Origin of the sequence: Massilia sp. IC2-477 (assembly GCF_020707265.1) — a bacterium.
Classification (GTDB): Bacteria; Pseudomonadota; Gammaproteobacteria; order Burkholderiales; family Burkholderiaceae_D; genus Telluria.
Window position 1 is genome coordinate 255,022 of sequence record NZ_JAJFEQ010000008.1, and the last position, 17,303, is coordinate 272,324.

Annotated in this window: 16 protein-coding genes; 2 read left to right on the plus strand and 14 right to left on the minus strand. The window is 65.7% G+C overall.

The annotated features are described in order from the left end of the window. The first annotated feature begins 30 nt into the window (after positions 1-30). Positions 31-666 (plus strand): TetR/AcrR family transcriptional regulator, encoded by a 636-nt coding sequence (locus LK542_RS17930; RefSeq protein ID WP_227812953.1) that lies wholly within the window; start codon positions 31-33, stop codon positions 664-666. Between the two features lie 79 nt (positions 667-745). Here LK542_RS17930 and LK542_RS17935 read toward each other — a convergent pair whose 3' ends face one another. The 6 genes from LK542_RS17935 to LK542_RS17960 form a co-directional block, all read right to left on the minus strand. Beyond that, positions 746-1,249 (minus strand): outer membrane beta-barrel protein, encoded by a 504-nt coding sequence (locus LK542_RS17935; RefSeq protein ID WP_227802429.1) that lies wholly within the window; start codon positions 1,247-1,249, stop codon positions 746-748. 238 nt (positions 1,250-1,487) lie between these two features. After that, positions 1,488-2,006: an outer membrane beta-barrel protein gene (locus LK542_RS17940; protein ID WP_227812954.1), complete on the minus strand. Its 519-nt coding sequence runs from the start codon at positions 2,004-2,006 to the stop codon at positions 1,488-1,490. 241 nt (positions 2,007-2,247) lie between these two features. After that, positions 2,248-3,648 (minus strand): dihydrolipoyl dehydrogenase, encoded by a 1,401-nt coding sequence (gene lpdA, locus LK542_RS17945; protein ID WP_227812955.1) that lies wholly within the window; start codon positions 3,646-3,648, stop codon positions 2,248-2,250. A gap of 4 nt (positions 3,649-3,652) precedes the next feature. Then, positions 3,653-5,011 carry a dihydrolipoamide acetyltransferase family protein gene (locus LK542_RS17950; RefSeq protein WP_227812956.1) on the minus strand — a complete coding sequence of 453 codons (1,359 nt, stop codon included), beginning with the start codon at positions 5,009-5,011 and terminating at the stop codon, positions 3,653-3,655. Positions 5,012-5,013: 2 nt separating this feature from the next. Beyond that, the gene (locus LK542_RS17955; RefSeq protein WP_374040165.1) at positions 5,014-6,081 is read right to left on the minus strand and encodes an alpha-ketoacid dehydrogenase subunit beta; all 1,068 of its coding nucleotides are present in this window, start codon (positions 6,079-6,081) and stop codon (positions 5,014-5,016) included. Between the two features lie 2 nt (positions 6,082-6,083). After that, positions 6,084-7,316 (minus strand): 3-methyl-2-oxobutanoate dehydrogenase (2-methylpropanoyl-transferring) subunit alpha, encoded by a 1,233-nt coding sequence (locus tag LK542_RS17960; protein WP_227812957.1) that lies wholly within the window; start codon positions 7,314-7,316, stop codon positions 6,084-6,086. Positions 7,317-7,548: 232 nt separating this feature from the next. Here LK542_RS17960 and LK542_RS17965 point away from each other — a divergent pair, with 232 nt between their 5' ends. Beyond that, positions 7,549-9,138, plus strand: coding sequence for an EAL domain-containing protein (locus LK542_RS17965; protein WP_227812958.1), 1,590 nt, complete (start codon positions 7,549-7,551; stop codon positions 9,136-9,138). A 12-nt stretch (positions 9,139-9,150) separates the two neighbouring features. Here LK542_RS17965 and LK542_RS17970 read toward each other — a convergent pair whose 3' ends face one another. The 8 genes from LK542_RS17970 to LK542_RS18005 all read right to left on the minus strand — a co-directional run. Then, positions 9,151-9,546 (minus strand): GFA family protein, encoded by a 396-nt coding sequence (locus LK542_RS17970; RefSeq protein WP_227812959.1) that lies wholly within the window; start codon positions 9,544-9,546, stop codon positions 9,151-9,153. Positions 9,547-9,550: 4 nt separating this feature from the next. Next, positions 9,551-11,443, minus strand: coding sequence for a CocE/NonD family hydrolase (locus tag LK542_RS17975; protein ID WP_227812960.1), 1,893 nt, complete (start codon positions 11,441-11,443; stop codon positions 9,551-9,553). Between the two features lie 134 nt (positions 11,444-11,577). Next, a complete protein-coding gene (locus LK542_RS17980) occupies positions 11,578-12,957 on the minus strand; it encodes an amino acid permease (protein WP_227812961.1) in 1,380 nt (459 codons plus the stop codon). A gap of 314 nt (positions 12,958-13,271) precedes the next feature. Further along, the gene (locus LK542_RS17985) at positions 13,272-13,637 is read right to left on the minus strand and encodes a hypothetical protein (protein WP_227812962.1); all 366 of its coding nucleotides are present in this window, start codon (positions 13,635-13,637) and stop codon (positions 13,272-13,274) included. A 325-nt stretch (positions 13,638-13,962) separates the two neighbouring features. Beyond that, positions 13,963-15,099, minus strand: coding sequence for a DUF3616 domain-containing protein (locus tag LK542_RS17990; protein WP_227812963.1), 1,137 nt, complete (start codon positions 15,097-15,099; stop codon positions 13,963-13,965). 84 nt (positions 15,100-15,183) lie between these two features. Next, positions 15,184-15,642, minus strand: a complete 459-nt coding sequence (locus tag LK542_RS17995) for a DUF4440 domain-containing protein (RefSeq protein ID WP_227812964.1) — start codon at positions 15,640-15,642, stop codon at positions 15,184-15,186. 14 nt (positions 15,643-15,656) lie between these two features. Then, on the minus strand, positions 15,657-16,001 hold the full coding sequence (locus tag LK542_RS18000) for a copper-binding protein (RefSeq protein ID WP_227812965.1): 345 nt from the start codon (positions 15,999-16,001) through the stop codon (positions 15,657-15,659). A 29-nt stretch (positions 16,002-16,030) separates the two neighbouring features. Continuing rightward, a partial coding sequence (locus LK542_RS18005; RefSeq protein WP_227812966.1) for a multicopper oxidase family protein occupies positions 16,031-17,303 on the minus strand: 1,273 nt, incomplete at its 5' end.

Sequence of the window (17,303 nt, forward strand, 5' to 3'; positions counted from 1 at the left end):
TCGTGGCAAGTTTCTGTGTAGAATGTCGGCATGAACCCAGAGCTCACCACCACCCGTTCCTACCGCGGGATGTCGCAGGAGGAGCGGCGCGCCGACCGCAAGGCGCGCCTGATCGCCGCGGCGATCGCCGTCTACGGCGAACGCGGCTACCACCAGGCCACCGTCAAGGCGGTGTGCGAAGCCGCCGGACTCACCGAGCGCTACTTCTACGAATCCTTCGCCAACAGCGAAGCGCTGCTGATCGACTCCTTCAACGCCGTCACGTATTCGGTGCTGGACGAGATCACCCAGGCGGCGCGCGAAGCGGAGCGCGGGCGCATCGCGCGCTCGCGCGCCATGCTGCACGCGTATTTCGCGGCGCTGCAGCGCGAGCCGCAGTCGGCGCGCGTGTTCCTGGTCGAGATCCGGGGCGTCAGCCGCGCCGTGGACCAGGCCTTTGACGGTGCGCTGCGCGCGATCGGGCACGAAGTGGCGCGCATCGTGGCGCCGCCGGGCGCCCCCGACGACGAGCTGCTGCAGGCCGGCGTGGTCGGCGGCGTGATCCACATCGCACTGCGCTGGATCGACAAGGGCTACGCGCCCGACATCGAGCAGGTGGTCGACACAGCGCTGCGGCTTGGCATGGTGCTGTCGGCGCCGCAGGGCAGGGGCCGGGCGGCCGCCTGATACATCCCGCGACATCGAGGGCGCGCGCCAAAGAAAAAACCCGGCCTCGGCCGGGTTTTTTCATGGAGCGACGTTCCGATTAGAACTGGAACGACACGCCGGCGCTGACGTTGGTCACGTCGCTGGCAGGCTTCTGCACTTCGACGCGGGCCGACACGGCCGGGGTGAAAGCGTAGCTCAGGCCGATGCCGTACAGGGCCTTGGTCTCGTCGTCCTTGGCGCTGAAGCCACCGGCGCTTGCCTTGGCTTCCAGGCGGTTCAGGCCCAGGCGGCCGAAGATGCTGAAGCTTTCAGCGATCGGGTAGGTACCGACGACCGACAGGGCCAGCTGGTCGGCACGGACCTTGGTGTTCACGTTCAGGACGCGGTAGTCCACGTCTGCCAGGCGGCGGAAGCCCGCTTCCACAGCGAGGGTCTGGGTGAAGTTGTAGCCGACGAAGGCGCCGTAGCTGGTGTCACGGTCCAGGTCGTCGATCTTGGTGCGGCCGACATCGGCGCCTGCGTAGAAGGTGCTCGGCTGGGCGGCGAAGGCTGCCGACGAAGCGATGATCAGGGCGGTGGCGGCTGCGATTTTCTTGAACATGTTAGTACCTTTTTTTATCTTGGTTATTGCGGCCGAGAAATATTTCCCAGCGCGGGGCGAATTATTGCACTAAGGATACACTATACGCAATTCATGATTTGCGCAAAAACCACGAATATTCTTTGTAAAGGTAACTTTGTATGCATATCTCCTATGCCAAAGCGGCGAAAATGCAAAAGATATGCCGGATGAATGAAACATGCCGCCCGCAGACGGCACGTGCTTCGGGCAGTGTTGCTTAGAACTGGAAGGCCACGCCTGCGCTCAGATTGGTCGAATCACTGGTCGGCTTCTGCACCTCGACCCGCGCCGATACGGCCGGCGTGATCGCATAGCTGACGCCCACGCCATACAGTGCCTTGGTGGTGTGATCCTTGGCGCTGTACACGTTGGAGTCGATCTTGGCTTCCAGGCGGTTGAGGCCGAGGCGGCCGTAGACGCTGAAGTTCTCGCTGACCGGCAGGCTGCCGATCACGGACAGGTGCACCTGGTCGGCTTTCGCGCTGCCCTTCACCATGCCGGCGCCGCCGTCGAGGTAGATGTCCTGGTCGGCGAGGCGGCGGTAGCCACCCTCCACGGCGAAGTTCTGGTTGATGTTGTAGCCCACGAATGCGCCGACACTGGTGTCGCGCTTGGAGAAGTCATCGATCTTGGTGCGGCCGGCGTCAACGCCCCCGTAGAAGGTATTCGGCTGCGCGGCAAGGGCGCTCGATGCGGCGAGGATCAGGGCAGTAGCGGCTGCAATATTCTTGAACATGTTTGTGCCTTTTCTTATCTTGGTGACGCGCTGGGGCTCATTCCCGAGCGCGAAGTGATTATTGCGTCAGGGTTACACTTCACGCAATTTTTCACTTGGCATAAAACTGCAAATATTGTTTGCAAATGTAAGAAAATATGCATATGACGTTTGCCATGCTAAGGCAGCTGGCAAAGAATATGCGCTCAGAATGAAAAATGCCGCCTCTCGGGGCGGCATGGGAAGCGAAGACAGGAATGCCTCAAATATGCAGGGCGTGTCCGAGCGCGCGCAAGGCGGCTTCCTGCACCGCTTCGCCCAGGGTCGGGTGGGCGTGGATGGTGCCGGCGATGTCCTCGAGCTGGGCGCCGAGTTCGATCGACTGGGTGAAGCCGGCCGCCAGTTCCGATACGGCGCCGCCCACGGCCTGCCAGCCGATGATGCGGTGGTCGCTCTTCCTGGCCACCACGCGCACGAAACCGTCCGTGCTTTCGATGGTCATGGCGCGGCCGTTGGCGCTGAACGGGAAATTCGCGGTGACGATCTCCACACCGGCCTTGTCCGCCTCCATCGGCGACATGCCAACTACCACGATCTCCGGGTCGGTGAAGCACACCGCCGGAATCGCCGCCGGGGCGAAGTGGCGGCGCTTGCCGGACACGATCTCGGCCACCATCTCGCCCTGCGCCATTGCGCGGTGCGCCAGCATCGGCTCGCCGGCGAGGTCGCCGATGGCCCATACGTTGCGCATCGAGGTGCGGCACTGGTCGTCGACCTTGATCGCGGGCCCAATCATGTCGAGCATCAGGTTTTCCAGGCCCCAGCCGGTGGTGCGCGGCTTGCGTCCGACCGCGACCAGCACGCGGTCCGCTTCCAGCAGCGCTTCAACGCCGGAGGCATCGCGCACCCGGACGTTGTTGCCGTCCATGCCCAGCACGGAGGTGCCGAGGCGCAGCTCGACGCCCAGGCGTCCCAGCGCCGCCGCCACCGGCTTGACCAGGTCGGCGTCATAAGCGGGGAGGATGCGGTCGGCTGCTTCCACCACGGTCACCTGGCTGCCCAGCTTCCTGTAGGCGGTACCCAGTTCCAGCCCGATGTAGCCGGCGCCGACCACCACCAGGCGCTGCGGCACGGCGTCGGGCGAGAGCGCCTCGGTCGACGAGATCACGGGGCCACCGAAGGGCATGAAGGGCAGTTCGACGGGCAGCGAGCCGGCCGCCAGCAGCATGTGCTCGCAGCGGATGCGCACCGAGGCCTCGAGCTCTCCTTCCTGGCGCACCTCGACGGTCTTGCCGTCCAGGATGGTGGCCCAGCCGTTCACCAGCTTGACGCCGTTCTTCTTGAGCAGGGCGCCGACGCCACCGGTCAGCTTCTTGACGATGCCGTCCTTCCAGGCCACCGTGCGTTCCAGGTCGATCCTGGGCTCGCTACTCGTGATACCCAGCGGCGACGTCTCGGCCGCGTAGCTGCGGGCCTTGCAGAATTCCTCGGCCGCGTGGATCAGCGCCTTGGACGGGATGCAGCCGATGTTCAGGCAGGTGCCGCCGGGCGAGGCGCCTTCGACCAGCACGGTCGGCACGTTCAGCTGGCCTGCACGGATGCCGGCCACGTAGCCGCCGGGACCGCCGCCGATGATCAGGAGGGTTGTATTAATGGTCTCCATAGCTTCACTCCACGAAGATGGTGGCCGGGGTTTCGAGGTAGCCGCGGATCGCCTGGATGAACTTCGCCGCCACCTGACCGTCGATCACCCGATGGTCGAACGAGGACGACAGATTCATCATCTTGCGCGCCACCATCGCGCCGTCCTTGATGACCGGACGGTCGACGATGCGGTTGGTGCCGATGATCGCGACTTCCGGACGGTTGATCACCGGGGTGGTGACGATGCCGCCCAGCGGTCCCAGGCTGGTGATGGTGATGGTCGACCCGGTGAGCTCGTCGCGTGTGGCCTTGCCGGTGCGCGCCGCGTCGGCCAGGCGCGCGACTTCCTGCGCGCTGTCCCACGGGTCGCGCGCTTCCGCATGGCGCACCACCGGCACCATCAGCCCTGCGTCGGTCTGGGCCGCGATACCCAGATGGACCGGGTCATACTGGGTCAGGATGTTGTTGGCGTCATCGAAACGCGCGTTCATCATCGGATATTGGCGCAGCGCCAGCACCACGGCGCGCATCAGCAGCGGCAGGAAGGTCAGCTTGCCGCGCTCGGCGCCGTACCTGGCGTTGAGCTGGGCGCGCAGCAGCTCCAGTTCGGTGACGTCGATCTCTTCGACATAGGTGAAGTGCGGGATCTGGCGCTTGGCCTCCTGCATCTTCTCGGCGATCTTGCGGCGCAGGCCGATCACGGGGGCGGCGTGTTCGCCGTCACGCTTCGCGTAGCGGTTGTCGCTGCCACCGCCCTGGCCACCACCACGGCGGCCAGCCACATGGGCGTCGAGGTCGGCGTGCGTGATGCGGCCGGCCGGACCGGTGCCGTGCACGAACTGGAGCTCGATGCCGAGGTCCCAGGCACGCTGGCGCACGGCCGGTGCGGCCAGCGGCTTTTCGCCTTCCGCACGCATTGGCGTGGGGCCGTTCTGGTAGCTGCGCTGCTGCGGAGCAGGCGCCTTCGGAGGCGGCGCAGCAGCTGGTGCAGCCGATTTCGCCGTCGCGCCTTGCTTGGCTTCCGCCTGCGCTACCGCTTCCAGCTGCGGATCGCCGACTTCTTCGGCCGGCGCCGTGGCTGCGGGCGCCTTGGCCTGCTCTTTTTGCTGCCTGGCTTGCTCGCCTGAATAGTTGCCGGCGCCTTCGACTTCGAGGCGGATCAGCTCCGCGCCCACGGCCAGGGCCTGGCCGACTTCGCCGCCCAGGCTGGTGATGGTGCCGGCCACCGGCGACGGGATCTCGACCGTGGCCTTGTCGGTCATGACGTCGGCCAGTACCTGGTCTTCCTTGACCGTGTCGCCCGGCTTGACGTGCCAGGCGACGACCTCGACCTCGGCGATGCCTTCGCCCAGATCCGGCATCTTGATAACGTGAATACCCATGTTCAGCGACCCTCCATCGTGCGTTTCAGGGCCGTCGCGACGCGGTCCGGGCCCGGGAAGTATGCCCATTCCTGCGCATGCGGATAGGGGGTGTCCCAACCGGTGACGCGTTCGATCGGCGCCTCCAGCTGGTAGAAGCAGTGTTCCTGCACCAGGGCCGCCAGTTCGGCGCCGAAGCCGCTGGTACGGGTGGCTTCGTGCACGATCACGCAGCGGCCCGTCTTCTTGACCGACTCGACGATGGTGTCGAGGTCGAGCGGCCAGATGCTGCGCAGGTCGATGACTTCCGCATCGACGCCGCTCTCGCGCGCTGCCGCTTCCGAGACCCACACCATGGTGCCGTAGGCCAGCACGGTGACGTCGCTGCCGGGGCGGACGATGTTGGCCTTGTCCAGCTCCACCGTGTAGTGACCGGTCGGCACATTGCCCAGCGGGTGGCCGGACCAGGGCACGACCGGACGGTCGTGGTGGCCGTCGAAGGGGCCGTTGTACAGGCGCTTCGGTTCCAGGAAGATCACCGGGTCGTCGTTTTCGATCGAGGCGATCAAGAGGCCCTTGGCGTCGTACGGGTTCGACGGCATCACGGTGCGCAGGCCGCACACGTGGGTGAAGAAGGCTTCCGGACTCTGGCTGTGGGTCTGGCCGCCATAGATGCCGCCGCCGCAGGGCATGCGGATCACCATCGACGAGGTGAATTCGCCGGCCGAGCGGTAGCGCAGGCGCGCCGCTTCCGACACGATCTGGTCGGTCGCCGGATAAAAATAGTCGGCAAACTGGATCTCGACCACCGGACGCAGGCCATAGGCCGCCATGCCCACCGCGGTGCCGACGATGCCGCCTTCGGAAATCGGCGCATCGAATACACGCGACTTGCCGTATTTCGCTTGCAGGCCATCGGTGACGCGGAACACGCCGCCGAAATAGCCCACGTCCTGGCCGTAGACGACGACATTGCTGTCGCGTTCCATCACCACGTCCATCGCCGAGCGCAGCGCCTGGATCATGGTCATCGGCATGGTGGCCGCGTCCTTGTCCTTTTCCTGGTCCTTCGTTTGATCATCGCGTGCCATCATCAGACTCCCAGTTCCTGGCGCTGCCGGCGCAGGTGCTCCGGCATTTCCTTGTACACGTCCTCGAACATCGTGGCGGCGCTCGGGGCGCGCTCGTCGCCCAGGATGCCGTAGGACTCGGCCTCTTTCTGGGCCGCGAGGACTTCCGCTTCGAGCTCAAGCTGGACCTTTTCATGCTCGTCGTCCGACCACCAGCCCTGCTTGGTCAGGTACTGGCGCAATCTGGCGACAGGGTCGCCCAGCGGGAAGTGCTGGAAGTCGTCCGCCGGGCGGTAGCGCGACGGGTCGTCCGAGGTGGAGTGGGGACCGGCGCGGTAGGTGACCCATTCGATCAGGGTCGGGCCCAGGTTGGAACGCGCCCGTTCGGCCGCCCACCTCGATGCCGACAGTACGGCCAGGAAGTCGTTGCCGTCCACGCGCAGCGAGGCGATGCCGCTGCCGATGCCGCGGGTGGCGAAGGTGACGCTCTCGCCGCCGGCGATCGCCTGGAAGGTCGAGATCGCCCACTGGTTGTTCACCACGTTGAGGATCACCGGCGCGCGATAGACGTGGGCAAAGGTGAGGGCGGTGGAGAAGTCGGATTCGGCAGTCGCGCCGTCGCCGATCCAGGCCGAGGCGATTTTCGTGTCGCCCTTGATGGCAGAGGCCATGGCCCAGCCCACGGCTTGCGGGTACTGGGTCGCGAGGTTGCCGGAAATGGTGAAGAAGCCGGCGCGGCGCACCGAGTACATCACCGGCAGCTGGCGGCCCTTGAGCGGATCCTTCTCGTTGGACAGCAGCTGGCAGATCATCTCGACCAGCGGCACCTGCTTGGCGATCAGGAGGCTTTGCTGGCGGTAGGTCGGGAAGTGCATGTCGCCGTCTTCCAGGGCGAGCGCCTGGGCGGTGCCGAGGGCTTCTTCGCCGAGCGACAGCATATAGAAGGACATTTTCTTCTGGCGCTGGGCGATCACCATGCGCGCGTCAAAGATGCGCGTCTTCATCATGGTGCGCAGCCCGAAGCGCAGCATTTCGGGATCCGGTTCCGGGGCCCAGGGGCCGACGGCGTCGCCGTTCTCGTCCAGGACGCGAATCAGGCCGGTTGCGATGTCGCTCGTGTCGAGCGGCGCCACATCGACGGGTGGGCGCCGGATGGCACCGGCGGGACTTAATTGTAGGTACGAAAAATCGGTCTTGCATCCCGGGCGGCCGGTAGGCTCCGGTACATGCAGCGACAGAGGCTTACTCTGACTCATAAACGCTTCCCCTTTGTAAGGTGACTTGCGGCAAGCATGATAAGGCTTACGGCCGCGCACACGAAGACCCTGGCGAACTATTTTCATATTGCTATGCAACATAGCGGATGGCCGTCGCGTGCCTGTCCCGTGGCGGCGGCGGCACAAAGGCGTGCCGCGTTTGCAGGCCGCGCGCGGCGTCTGTAGTATGGACCGGTCGCTGAACCACGTTCATGCCAGCCCGCAGGGAACCATGAAAAAAACTGTGATCGTCCTGTTCACGCTGATCCTCGTCGCCGCCGGCATCGGGCTTCCCCTGTGGCTGGCGATCGAGGAATCGGCACGCCAGGCCTTCAAGGCTGAAAGCACGCACGCACTCGGCTATGCGCGCGACGTCGTGCTGCGCGTGGACGAGACCGGACGCCAGGTACAGGTCGCGGTCCGGCGCCTGGAAGCGCAGGCGGCGCCGCCCTGTTCACCGGCCAGCATCGACCTGATGCGCGACATCGACCTCGCGTCGACCTATATCCAGGCGGTTGGCTACGTCGAAGGCAGCCGCATGCTGTGTTCGTCGATCGCGGGGCCGGAGCGCATCCTCGAGCTCGGCCCGCCATCCTATACGAGCTCGGGCGGGGCCCTGGTGCGCAGCGACGTGCGCTTTCCGTTCGCGCCCCAGCACAGCTACGTCGTGCTCCAGTTCGGCCGCTATGCCGCCATCCTGCACGGCCGGCTGCTGATCGATACCGCGAAAGGCGAAGCGGACGTGTCGCTGGCCGCGATCTCGGTCGATTACTCCGCGCCCTTGAGCGCGCGCGGGTATGTCGACCCCACCTGGGTGGCGCGGCTGGGGAACGCGAGGGAAGCAGTGTTTTCGGAAGACGGACACATCGTTGCCGTAGTCCGTTCCACTGGATTCCAGGCGGCAGGCATCGCGGCCGTACCGCTGCGTTACCTCGAGGCTCGCTCACACGACTTCGCCATGCGTCTGGTGCCCGCCGGCCTGCTGGCCGGTATCGTTCTGTCGCTGGCGATCCTGTTCCTGGCGCGCCATCAGATGGCGCTCCCGGCTGCGGTGAAGGCGGCCCTGCGGCGTAAGGAATTCTTCCTCGAATATCAGCCGGTCGTCGACCTGCGAACCGGCAAGTGGATGGGCGTGGAGGCCCTGGTGCGCTGGCGGCGCCCGACCGGCGAGATCGTGATGCCGGATATGTTCATTCCGATCGCCGAACAGCATGAGCTGATCGTGCAACTCACCGAGCAGGTGCTGACCGGCGTCTGCCACGATGCGGGCAGCTACCTGCAGTCCCACCCCGACTTCCATGTCGGTATCAACGTTTCCCCGGCCGACTTCCATACGCCGAACTTCATGCACAAGCTGCAGCTGAAGCTGGAGGCGATGCAGGCCCGGCCCGGCAACCTCATCCTGGAAGTGACCGAGCGCGGCCTGCTGGACCCGGTAGTGGCGCGCGAGACCACTGGTTCCTTGCGGCGCCATGGCTTCGCGGTGGCGATTGACGACTTCGGCACCGGCTATTCAAGCCTGTCTTACCTCGAATCGCTGGAACTCGACTACCTCAAGATCGATCGTAGCTTCATCGAAGCGATCGGTACCGGCGCGCCGACCAGCCAGGTGGTCGGCCACATCATCGGCATGGCGAAGGACCTTGGCCTGTGCATGATCGCCGAAGGCGTGGAGAGCCAGGCCCAGGCCGAGTTCCTGCGCAAGCGCGGCGTGCAGTACGCCCAGGGATGGCTGTTCGGGCGCTCGATGGCTTTCAGCGACATCGTACGCCGTATCGAAGAGATGGAACAGGAAGCGGGCGCAGTCCAGGTGGCGGGCTAAGCCCTGCCGTGCTTACTGGATGCGTTGCGCCCCCGCTGGCGGCGCAACCCAGCCGTGCATGCGTTCCTCATACACCGACACTGTCGGCGCGGGAAAACCCGGGTCGGCGAAGGCGCCGACCGGGATCATGATGAAGTCCGGCAGCGCCTCGGGCTCGTACCAGACCGTGGCGCCGCACTGGGGACAGAAGTGAAAGCGGGCGCGGGCGCCCGAGTCGCCGGCCAGCACGAACTCGGTCGAATGCCCCTCGATTCGTACCTGCTCGCGCAGGAAGCGGGCCTGCTGCGCGAACGGCCCACCGCTGCGGCGCTGGCAGTTCAGGCAGTGGCAGATCGAGATGCGCAGTGGCTCACCGCTTACTTGCGCGGTGAGCTGGCCGCAGGTGCAGGAGGCATGGCGGGTCGTCATGGACCTAGCGTAGCACCGGCAGTTCGATGTAGCTCTGGTTTGCCGCGTCGTGGTGGACGGCATTGTCCGCAACCACGCCTTGCTTTTCGCTCTCGTTCGCCCCGCCCGTATTCAGGTTGCGCACGAACTTCGGGAAGTTCGAGGACGTCACCTCGACCCGGATCCGGTGTCCGGCGCCGAACTGGATGGCGGTCGCGATCGGGGTCGGGCGGATGGTTACGACCTGGCCCGGCGCGAGCATTTCCGGCTTGTCGAATCCGTTGCGGTAGCGGGCGCGGAAGATGGTGTCGCCGATGATCCAGGCGGTGCCGTCCGGTGCGACGTCGACCAGCTTCACGGCGAAGTCGGTGTCCTTGGCGTTCGACGAGACCTTCAGCACGGCGTCGACGAAGCCGGCCACGCTCACGGGCTTCGGCAGCGGATCGCTGGTGTAGACCAGCACGTCGTTCCTTGCCTCGACCGCACGCTGGTCGAACGCGCCTGGCACCACGATGCCGCCGTTGCAGCAGTCGCCGCCGCCGACCGTCTGCACCGGATTCATCGGATCGTAGCGGTAACGGTCCGCCGCTTCGCCCGCGCCCGGGGCTTCGCTGCTCAGGCGGCCGTCCCCATACAGCGAGTTGGCGCGGCCGCCCGAGCGCAGGTAGAGGCGCATCGGTTTTGCCGTCTCCGGCGGCCAGGTGCCGGCGCTCTGCCAGCGGTTGGCGCCCATCTCGAAGTAGCGCACATGCGCGGTAGTGGACGGGAAGGCTTTGCTGTCGCCCTTGAGCCAGCGGTCGAACCAGCCGTAGATGGCGCCGTCGACGTCGAAGCTGGCATTGCCCATCGAGCGCTCGCCGACCGTCATGTCCGGGCCCAGGCGGGCGTAGGCGCAGTGGGTGTTCGGCGCCACCACGACGTACTGGTTGGCGCTGGCTTCCTTGTCGGTGCCGGCCGCACGCGCGTGGTTGTACAGCTCGAGATTCGGGCCGATCGACACGTCGTACCAGCTGTTGAACCACAGCGCCGGCACGCCCCAGCCCATGCCTTCGTGGTACAGGCCGCCCTGGCGCCAGGCCGGGTCGCCTGGCGTGCGCTGGATGAGCTGCTCGAAGGTGCCGGCGGGTTCGCCCAGGGAGCTGAGCAACCCGTCGACCGGCAGGTGCTTGATCTGCTTGTTCCAGTCGACTTGCGGCTTGCTCGGATTCAGGTCGTTGTAGGCCTCGATGCGTGCGCGCAGCTTGTCGTCGGCAATCGCCGGCAGCTGGGCGCGCAGCGGATTGTCGACCCCGTAGAGCCAGACGAAGAACAGGTTGCGCGGCACGCCGCCGGTGTACCAGTTGCCCTGTTCCTGGAAGCGTCCGACCTTGCCGATGCCGGCGCCCGAGGCCATCGGCACCATGGCCGCGTGCGCCGGGTGGTTCAGTCCGGCGAGGGCCAGCTGCCATTCCGCGGATGAGGAGCAGCCGAGGGTGCCGACCTTGCCGTTCGACCAGGCTTGCTGGGCGATCCAGGACAGGGTGTCGTAGCCGTCGGTCTGCGGGTTGCCGAGGATTTCCCATTTCCCCTGCGAGAAGTAACGGCCGCGTTCGTTCTGGACGACGAAGACGTAGCCGCGCTTGACCGACTCCAGCACGTAGCGCTGGGTCGAGCCCTTCAGCTTGCCTTCGTTGTAGGGCGTCTTCCACAGGATGACCGGCAGCTTGCCCGAGGCATTCTTCGGCAGGTAGATGTCGGTCGACAGTCCCACGCCGTCGCGCATCGGTACCATCACCGACAGGCGCGAGGTGGCGATGGCGGCCAGTTCCCTGTCGAGGGCTTCGGCGGAGTACTTGGCATAGTCCTGGGCCGCTGCGATGGACACTGCATCGGCGGAGAACAGGGAGAGGGCGACGAGACTGGCGACGATCTTCTTCAAGGCATTTCCTTCAGCGCGTGGATGGTGTGATGACGGTCGGTAAATACATCGCGGGCCGGATCAACACCGGCCCCATCGGCATACTGTAGCAATAGCCCGGCTGTTAAGCCAGCGCGGCACGACTCGGTGCCGGCTCAGGCGGATACCGCTGCGGCGGCGGCACCGCGTTGGCGCAGGCGGTAGCCGACAGCGAGCAGGGCGAGCCAGGCCGGGATCATCCAGACCGACAGCTGCAGGCCAGGCGTCAGGTACATCACCACCACGATGCCGGCCAGGAAGGCCAGGCACAGGTAGTTGGTGAAGGGGAAGAACGGGCTGCGGAAGGCGGTCGCCTGGCCGGCAGCCTGCTTGGTGCGGCGAAAGCGCAGGTGGCTCCAGCACACCATGCCCCAGTTGATGACCAGCGCCGCCACGGCCAGTCCCATCAGCATGCCGAAGGCTTCCTTCGGCAGGAAGTAGTTGATGCAGATGCAGATGCCGGTTGCGATGGCGGACACACCCAGCGCCGCCAGCGGCACGCCGCGCCGCGACACCTTGAGCAGGGCGCGCGGGGCATTGCCCTGTTCGGCCAGGCCGAACAGCATGCGGCTGTTGGCGTAGACGCAGCCGTTGTAGACCGACAGCGCGGCCGTCAGCACCACGAGGTTCAGGACGTTGGCCACGACATTGCTGTCGAGCGCAGCGAAGATCAGGACGAAGGGACTGCCGCCCGTGACCACCTTCTGCCACGGGTAGAGCATCAGGAGCACGGCCAGCGCGCCGACATAGAAGATGGCGATGCGCCAGATGGCCTGGTTGATCGCGCGCGGAATGGTGCGGCCCGGGTTATCCGCTTCCGCGGCCGTGATGCCGATCATCTCCAGGCCGCCGAAGGAGAACATGATGACCGCCATCGACAGCGCCAGGCCGGTGAAGCCGTAGGGGAAGAAGCCGCCATGCTGCCACAGGTTGGCCACGCCGGCCTGCGGGCCGGCAGTGTCGCTGACCAGGAGGTAGAGGCCGAACACGATCATGCCGACCACGGCCGCCACCTTGATGATCGCGAACCAGAATTCGAGCTCGCCGAAGGCTTTCACGTTCAGCAGGCTGAGGGCGTTGACGAGGAAGAAGAAGGCAAGCGCCGACATCCAGGTCGGGACCTCGGGGAACCAGTACTGGACGTAGATGCCGAGCGCCGAGAGTTCGGCCATGCTGACGAGGATGTACATCACCCAGTAGTTCCAGCCCGAGATGAAGCCGATCATCGGGCTGCCGTATTTGCTGGCGAAGTAGCCGAAGGAACCGGCGACCGGTTCGTCGACGATCATCTCGCCGAGCTGGCGCATGATCAAAAAGGCGACCAGGCCGGCAAGGGCGTAGCCGAGCAGGGCGGATGGGCCGGCCTGCTGGATGGTCTGGGCCACGCCCAGGAACAGCCCGGTGCCGATGGCGCCGCCGAGGGCGATCAGCTGGATGTGGCGGTTCTTGAGCCCGCGCCGGAGTTCGTTGCTGTGTTCTTGCTGAGCGTGTTCCATCGTCGGCCTTAAGGTGGTGATACGAAAGTTGCCTTAAAGCCAGCGATTCTACTGCAAGGTGGACTGCTTGGGACGGCCATTTGGCCGTCCGTGCATCAGTAGCGGCGATAGCCGCCGCGACCCATCGGGTAGCGTTGCGCCATCTTGCCGCCAAATTTCTTCCAGAGCAGGCCTGCAATGGCCATCATGATCATCTTGCGCATGCTGTTCTCCCATTCGTGAAAAGGGCGGGAATACTCCCGCGGCCGCGCGGCGCGCGGCGTTGAGGCCACCTTATCAAAAACCCGGCGGACGGGGCGCAGGCCTCGTGCGCTTCAGCCAGGCATGGCGAAGAAGGCCACGCCGCCGACAACGGTGGCGCCCAGCATCAGCAGCACGAACCCCGACATGCGGGCCAGGGAAGCGAGGCGCGCGCCTTTCGGGCGGCTGCGCAGCAGGTAGAGCGGAATAGCGAGTGGAGAGACGGCGACAACGGCCGAGCTCATCCAGCGCGAGCGCCGGAAGCGGCGCGCTTCGCTGTCGAGGCGGTACCAGTAGAAAGGCAGGAAGTTCGACAGCAGGGCCGACACGATCGCCCACCAGGAAGGCATGCGCATGTGCGCGGCGTCGTACATGGCCTGGGTGAGGCCGCAGGCAAACATCAGCGCGAGCAGCGCCAGCAGGGTGTTCTTGGGTGTCATTGGGTGCAAGCGAAAGCAAGGCGGCGAGAATACCACCGGCCCCGGGGCACGAAATTCAACAAAACTCACGAAGCGGGTGAAATATGCATATGTCGTGAAGCTTATGCACAAGGGGTAGCGACGCGCTAATGCCGGTCAGTTAGTGAGAATGGTAGGGTGGGCGGCTTGCCCGCCCACGCGGTGATAGTTGTGATATGAACAGCCGCACGGGCTGCAGTACTGTGATTTGACCGCGTGGGCGGAATATAGTCCACTGGACTATATTCCCCCGCCCACCCTACGGATGAGCGATGGCCTTAAGTGACCGGCATTAAGCGGCGCGCGGCTATTTTCCGCGGCGCGGCAGCGAAAACACGTCCGCCACCAGGGTGCTGTCGCCGATCTGCCGGCTCGGAGAGGCCGCGTCATGCACCACCAGCAGGGCTGCGCCGCCCTGCCTGTCGTCGGCGAACAGCGCTATGCCCTCGGGATGGTCGACGCCGTGGCCGTAGGGCAGTTCCAGCACCCGTTCGAGTTCGTGCGCCGCCAGCACGCAGTCCTTGCCCGGCTCGGCCCCGCCGCGCCAGCGGAACAGGGTCACCGGGCCATCCAGGTCCATGGTGGGTCCGGCCAGCACCAGGATGTCCTTGCCCTGCACGCACAGGTCGCGGATGCCGAGACCATGCAGGTCGACGAAGTGCTTGCGGTAGGGGCGGCCCTCGTCGTCCACCGGCCCGAGCCGCAGGCGTCCCGGTTCGGCATCGTCCACCGGCGCGACTTCCACCACCACCGCCCAGCCGCGCAGCACGGGGCCGCGCAGGCCAAGCAGCAGGTGCTTGCCGGCCACCGCCAGGCCTTCGATGTCGAAGCCGTTGTCCTTGCCGGGGATGGCGAGGAAAGGACCAAGATGCTCGTCCTCGCGCAGCAGCGCCGTCAGTTCGTTGCCGTGTTCGTCGCCGCGCAGCAGGGCGGCGCTGCGCAGCTTGTCCTTGTGGGTGCTTTCACGGGCCAGGGTATAGCCGTCGCCGTCTTTGACCAGGGGAATGCGCCCGAGCAGGTAGCGGTTGCCGTCGGCGCTGATGGTGGCCAGGCGCTTCTGCGCCTTTTTCACGCCGTCGCCGTCCTTCGGCTGCTTGCGGCGCAGGCTGTGCGAGCCGGCGATCCACAGGTACTTGCCGTCGCAGGCCAGGCCTTCGATGTCGGCTTCGTTGATATCATCCGACGTGTCGCCGTGCGGCGGCAGCGGCAGATTGAAAAAATCGTGCAGTGCGTACTGGCGATGATCGCGCGTGAAGCTGCTTTTTCCGGTGCTGTCTTCCGCGCACACGGTGAGTCGTTCGAGGCTGACCGATTCGTCGTTGGCGACCCACAGCGAGCTGCCGGTGCGCAGGGCCACCGACAGGCCGTCGCGCAGCTCCTTGCCGTAGCAAAGCTCGTCGCGTTCGGGATGGAATTCGAGGAGGACGATGTTCGACGGGTGCATGCGTGTCCCTGCTGGCCTGCGACATTGCAGGGGCACGATAGCATGCGCCCGCCGGGGCAGGCGCATGGCTGGCTTGGAGTGCTCTTACTTTGCCTTACGCGAGGACCAGTGCACGTGAACGATGGCCCAGCCGTCGTCCTTCTTCTCCAGGACTGCCGTGCCGGTGCCGAACAGGTGCACGGGCTTGCCGCGCGACGTGCCCGTGGTTTCGGTTTCTTCCCACACGACGGCTGTGTTGCCGTCGATGCGCTCGGTCTGTTTCAGCAGCTTGCGGCTCGTAGTCCCGGCGAACTCCATGTCGCCGCCTAGATGGTGACTGGCGTACTCGTCGCGGGAGCGCTCGACATAGCCGGATTCGTGGATCGCCACTTCCGGCGACAGCAGGGCCAGTGCCCTGGCCTTGTCGCCGGTGGCGAGAGCCTGGTGGAAGGCTTCGAGCGTCTCTTTCGGCGTTGCCGCCAGAGTAAGCGGGGATACGGTGAACAGGGCAGCACCGAGGGCCAGGGCCCTCGCCGCGGCCCGCAGGACGGAGGTAATTTTCATGCCGGGCTCCCGGTTCACTGGGCCGCCTGAAGCTGGACGATCGTGATGGCGCCGTCCACACGCTCGGCCGCGAACCTGACCTTGTCGCCGGGCTTGACCGCATCCAGCATGGCCGAGTCCTTGACCCGGAACACCATGGTCATGGCGGACATGTTGAGGTTTTTGAGTTCGCCATGGCGCAGCGTCATCTTGCCGGCGTCCTTGTCGATCTTCCTCACCTCGCCGTCAGCCAGTTCGGCGGCGGCCGGCGCCCCGTGGGCGGCATGTTCGTGATGCGCGTGCCCGCTGTCCTGGGCCACCGCCATCGAAGTTGCAGCGGCCATGACGGCTGCCAGCATCAGTGTTGGAATTGCGTTCATGGGGTTCTCCTTTTATCGTGGGTTATTAATCAATGATGGCCCTTGTGGCCGCCCGGTTTCCGGACGGTGACTTCCACGTCCGCCGGTTTCTTCGCCGGCATGGACTGGCCACCCGCGCCCTGGTTGCGTACCGCGGCCGGAGCCTCGCCTTTCCATTCGTAGGCGACGGTGCCGGCCGGGTGCTTGTACCAGCCCGGGTCCTTGTAGTCGCCCGCTTTCTGGTCCTTGCGCACCTTGAGCACGGTGAACATGCCGCCCATCTCGACACCGCCGAAGGGACCCTGGCCGGTCATCATCGGCAGGGTGTTTTCCGGGAGCGGCATCTCCATGTCGCCCATGGAGCCGCCTTTCTCGCCCATCACCATGTAGTCGGGCACGAGCTTGGTGATCTTCTCGGCCACGCCGCGGTGGTCGACGCCGATCAGGTTCGGTAAGTCGTGGCCCATGGCGTTCATGGTGTGGTGCGACTTGTGGCAGTGGAAGGCCCAGTCGCCGGGTTCATCGGCGATGAACTCGATGGCGCGCATCTGGCCCACGCCGATGTCGGTGGTGACCTCGGGCCAGCGCGACTCGGGCCGGGTCCAGCCGCCGTCGGTGCCGGTGACCTCGAACTCGTGCCCGTGCAGGTGGATCGGGTGGTTGGTCATGGTCAGGTTGCCGGCCCGGATGCGCACGCGGTCGCCCTGCCGCACGTTCATGGTGTCGATGCCGGGGAAGGCGCGGCTGTTGAAGGTCCACAGGTTAAAGTCGAGCATCTCGTTGACCCGTGGCGTATAGCTGCCCGGCTCGATGTCGTAGGCGTTCAGCAGGAACACGAAATCGCGATCGACCCGGTGCTGGGCCGGGTTCTTCGGGTGCGTGACCCAGAAGCCCATCATGCCCATCGCCATCTGCACCATCTCGTCCGCGTGCGGGTGATACATGAAGGTGCCGGGCCGGCGCGCGACGAACTCATAAACGAAGGTCTTGCCCGGCTGGATGCCGGGCTGGGTCAGCCCGGTCACGCCGTCCATGCCGTTGGGCAGGCGCTGGCCGTGCCAGTGGATGCTGGTGTGCTCGGGCAGGCGGTTGGTGACAAAGATGCGCACCCGGTCGCCTTCGACCACCTCGATCGTGGGGCCCGGGCTCTGGCCGTTGTAGCCCCACAGGTTGGCCTTCATGCCCGGTGCGATCTCGCGCACCACCGGTTCGGCGATCAGGTGGAACTCCTTGACGCCATTGTTCATGCGCCAGGGTAGCGACCAGCCGTTCAGGGTGACGACCGGGTTGTACGGCCGGCCGTTGGGCGGCCGTACACCCCGG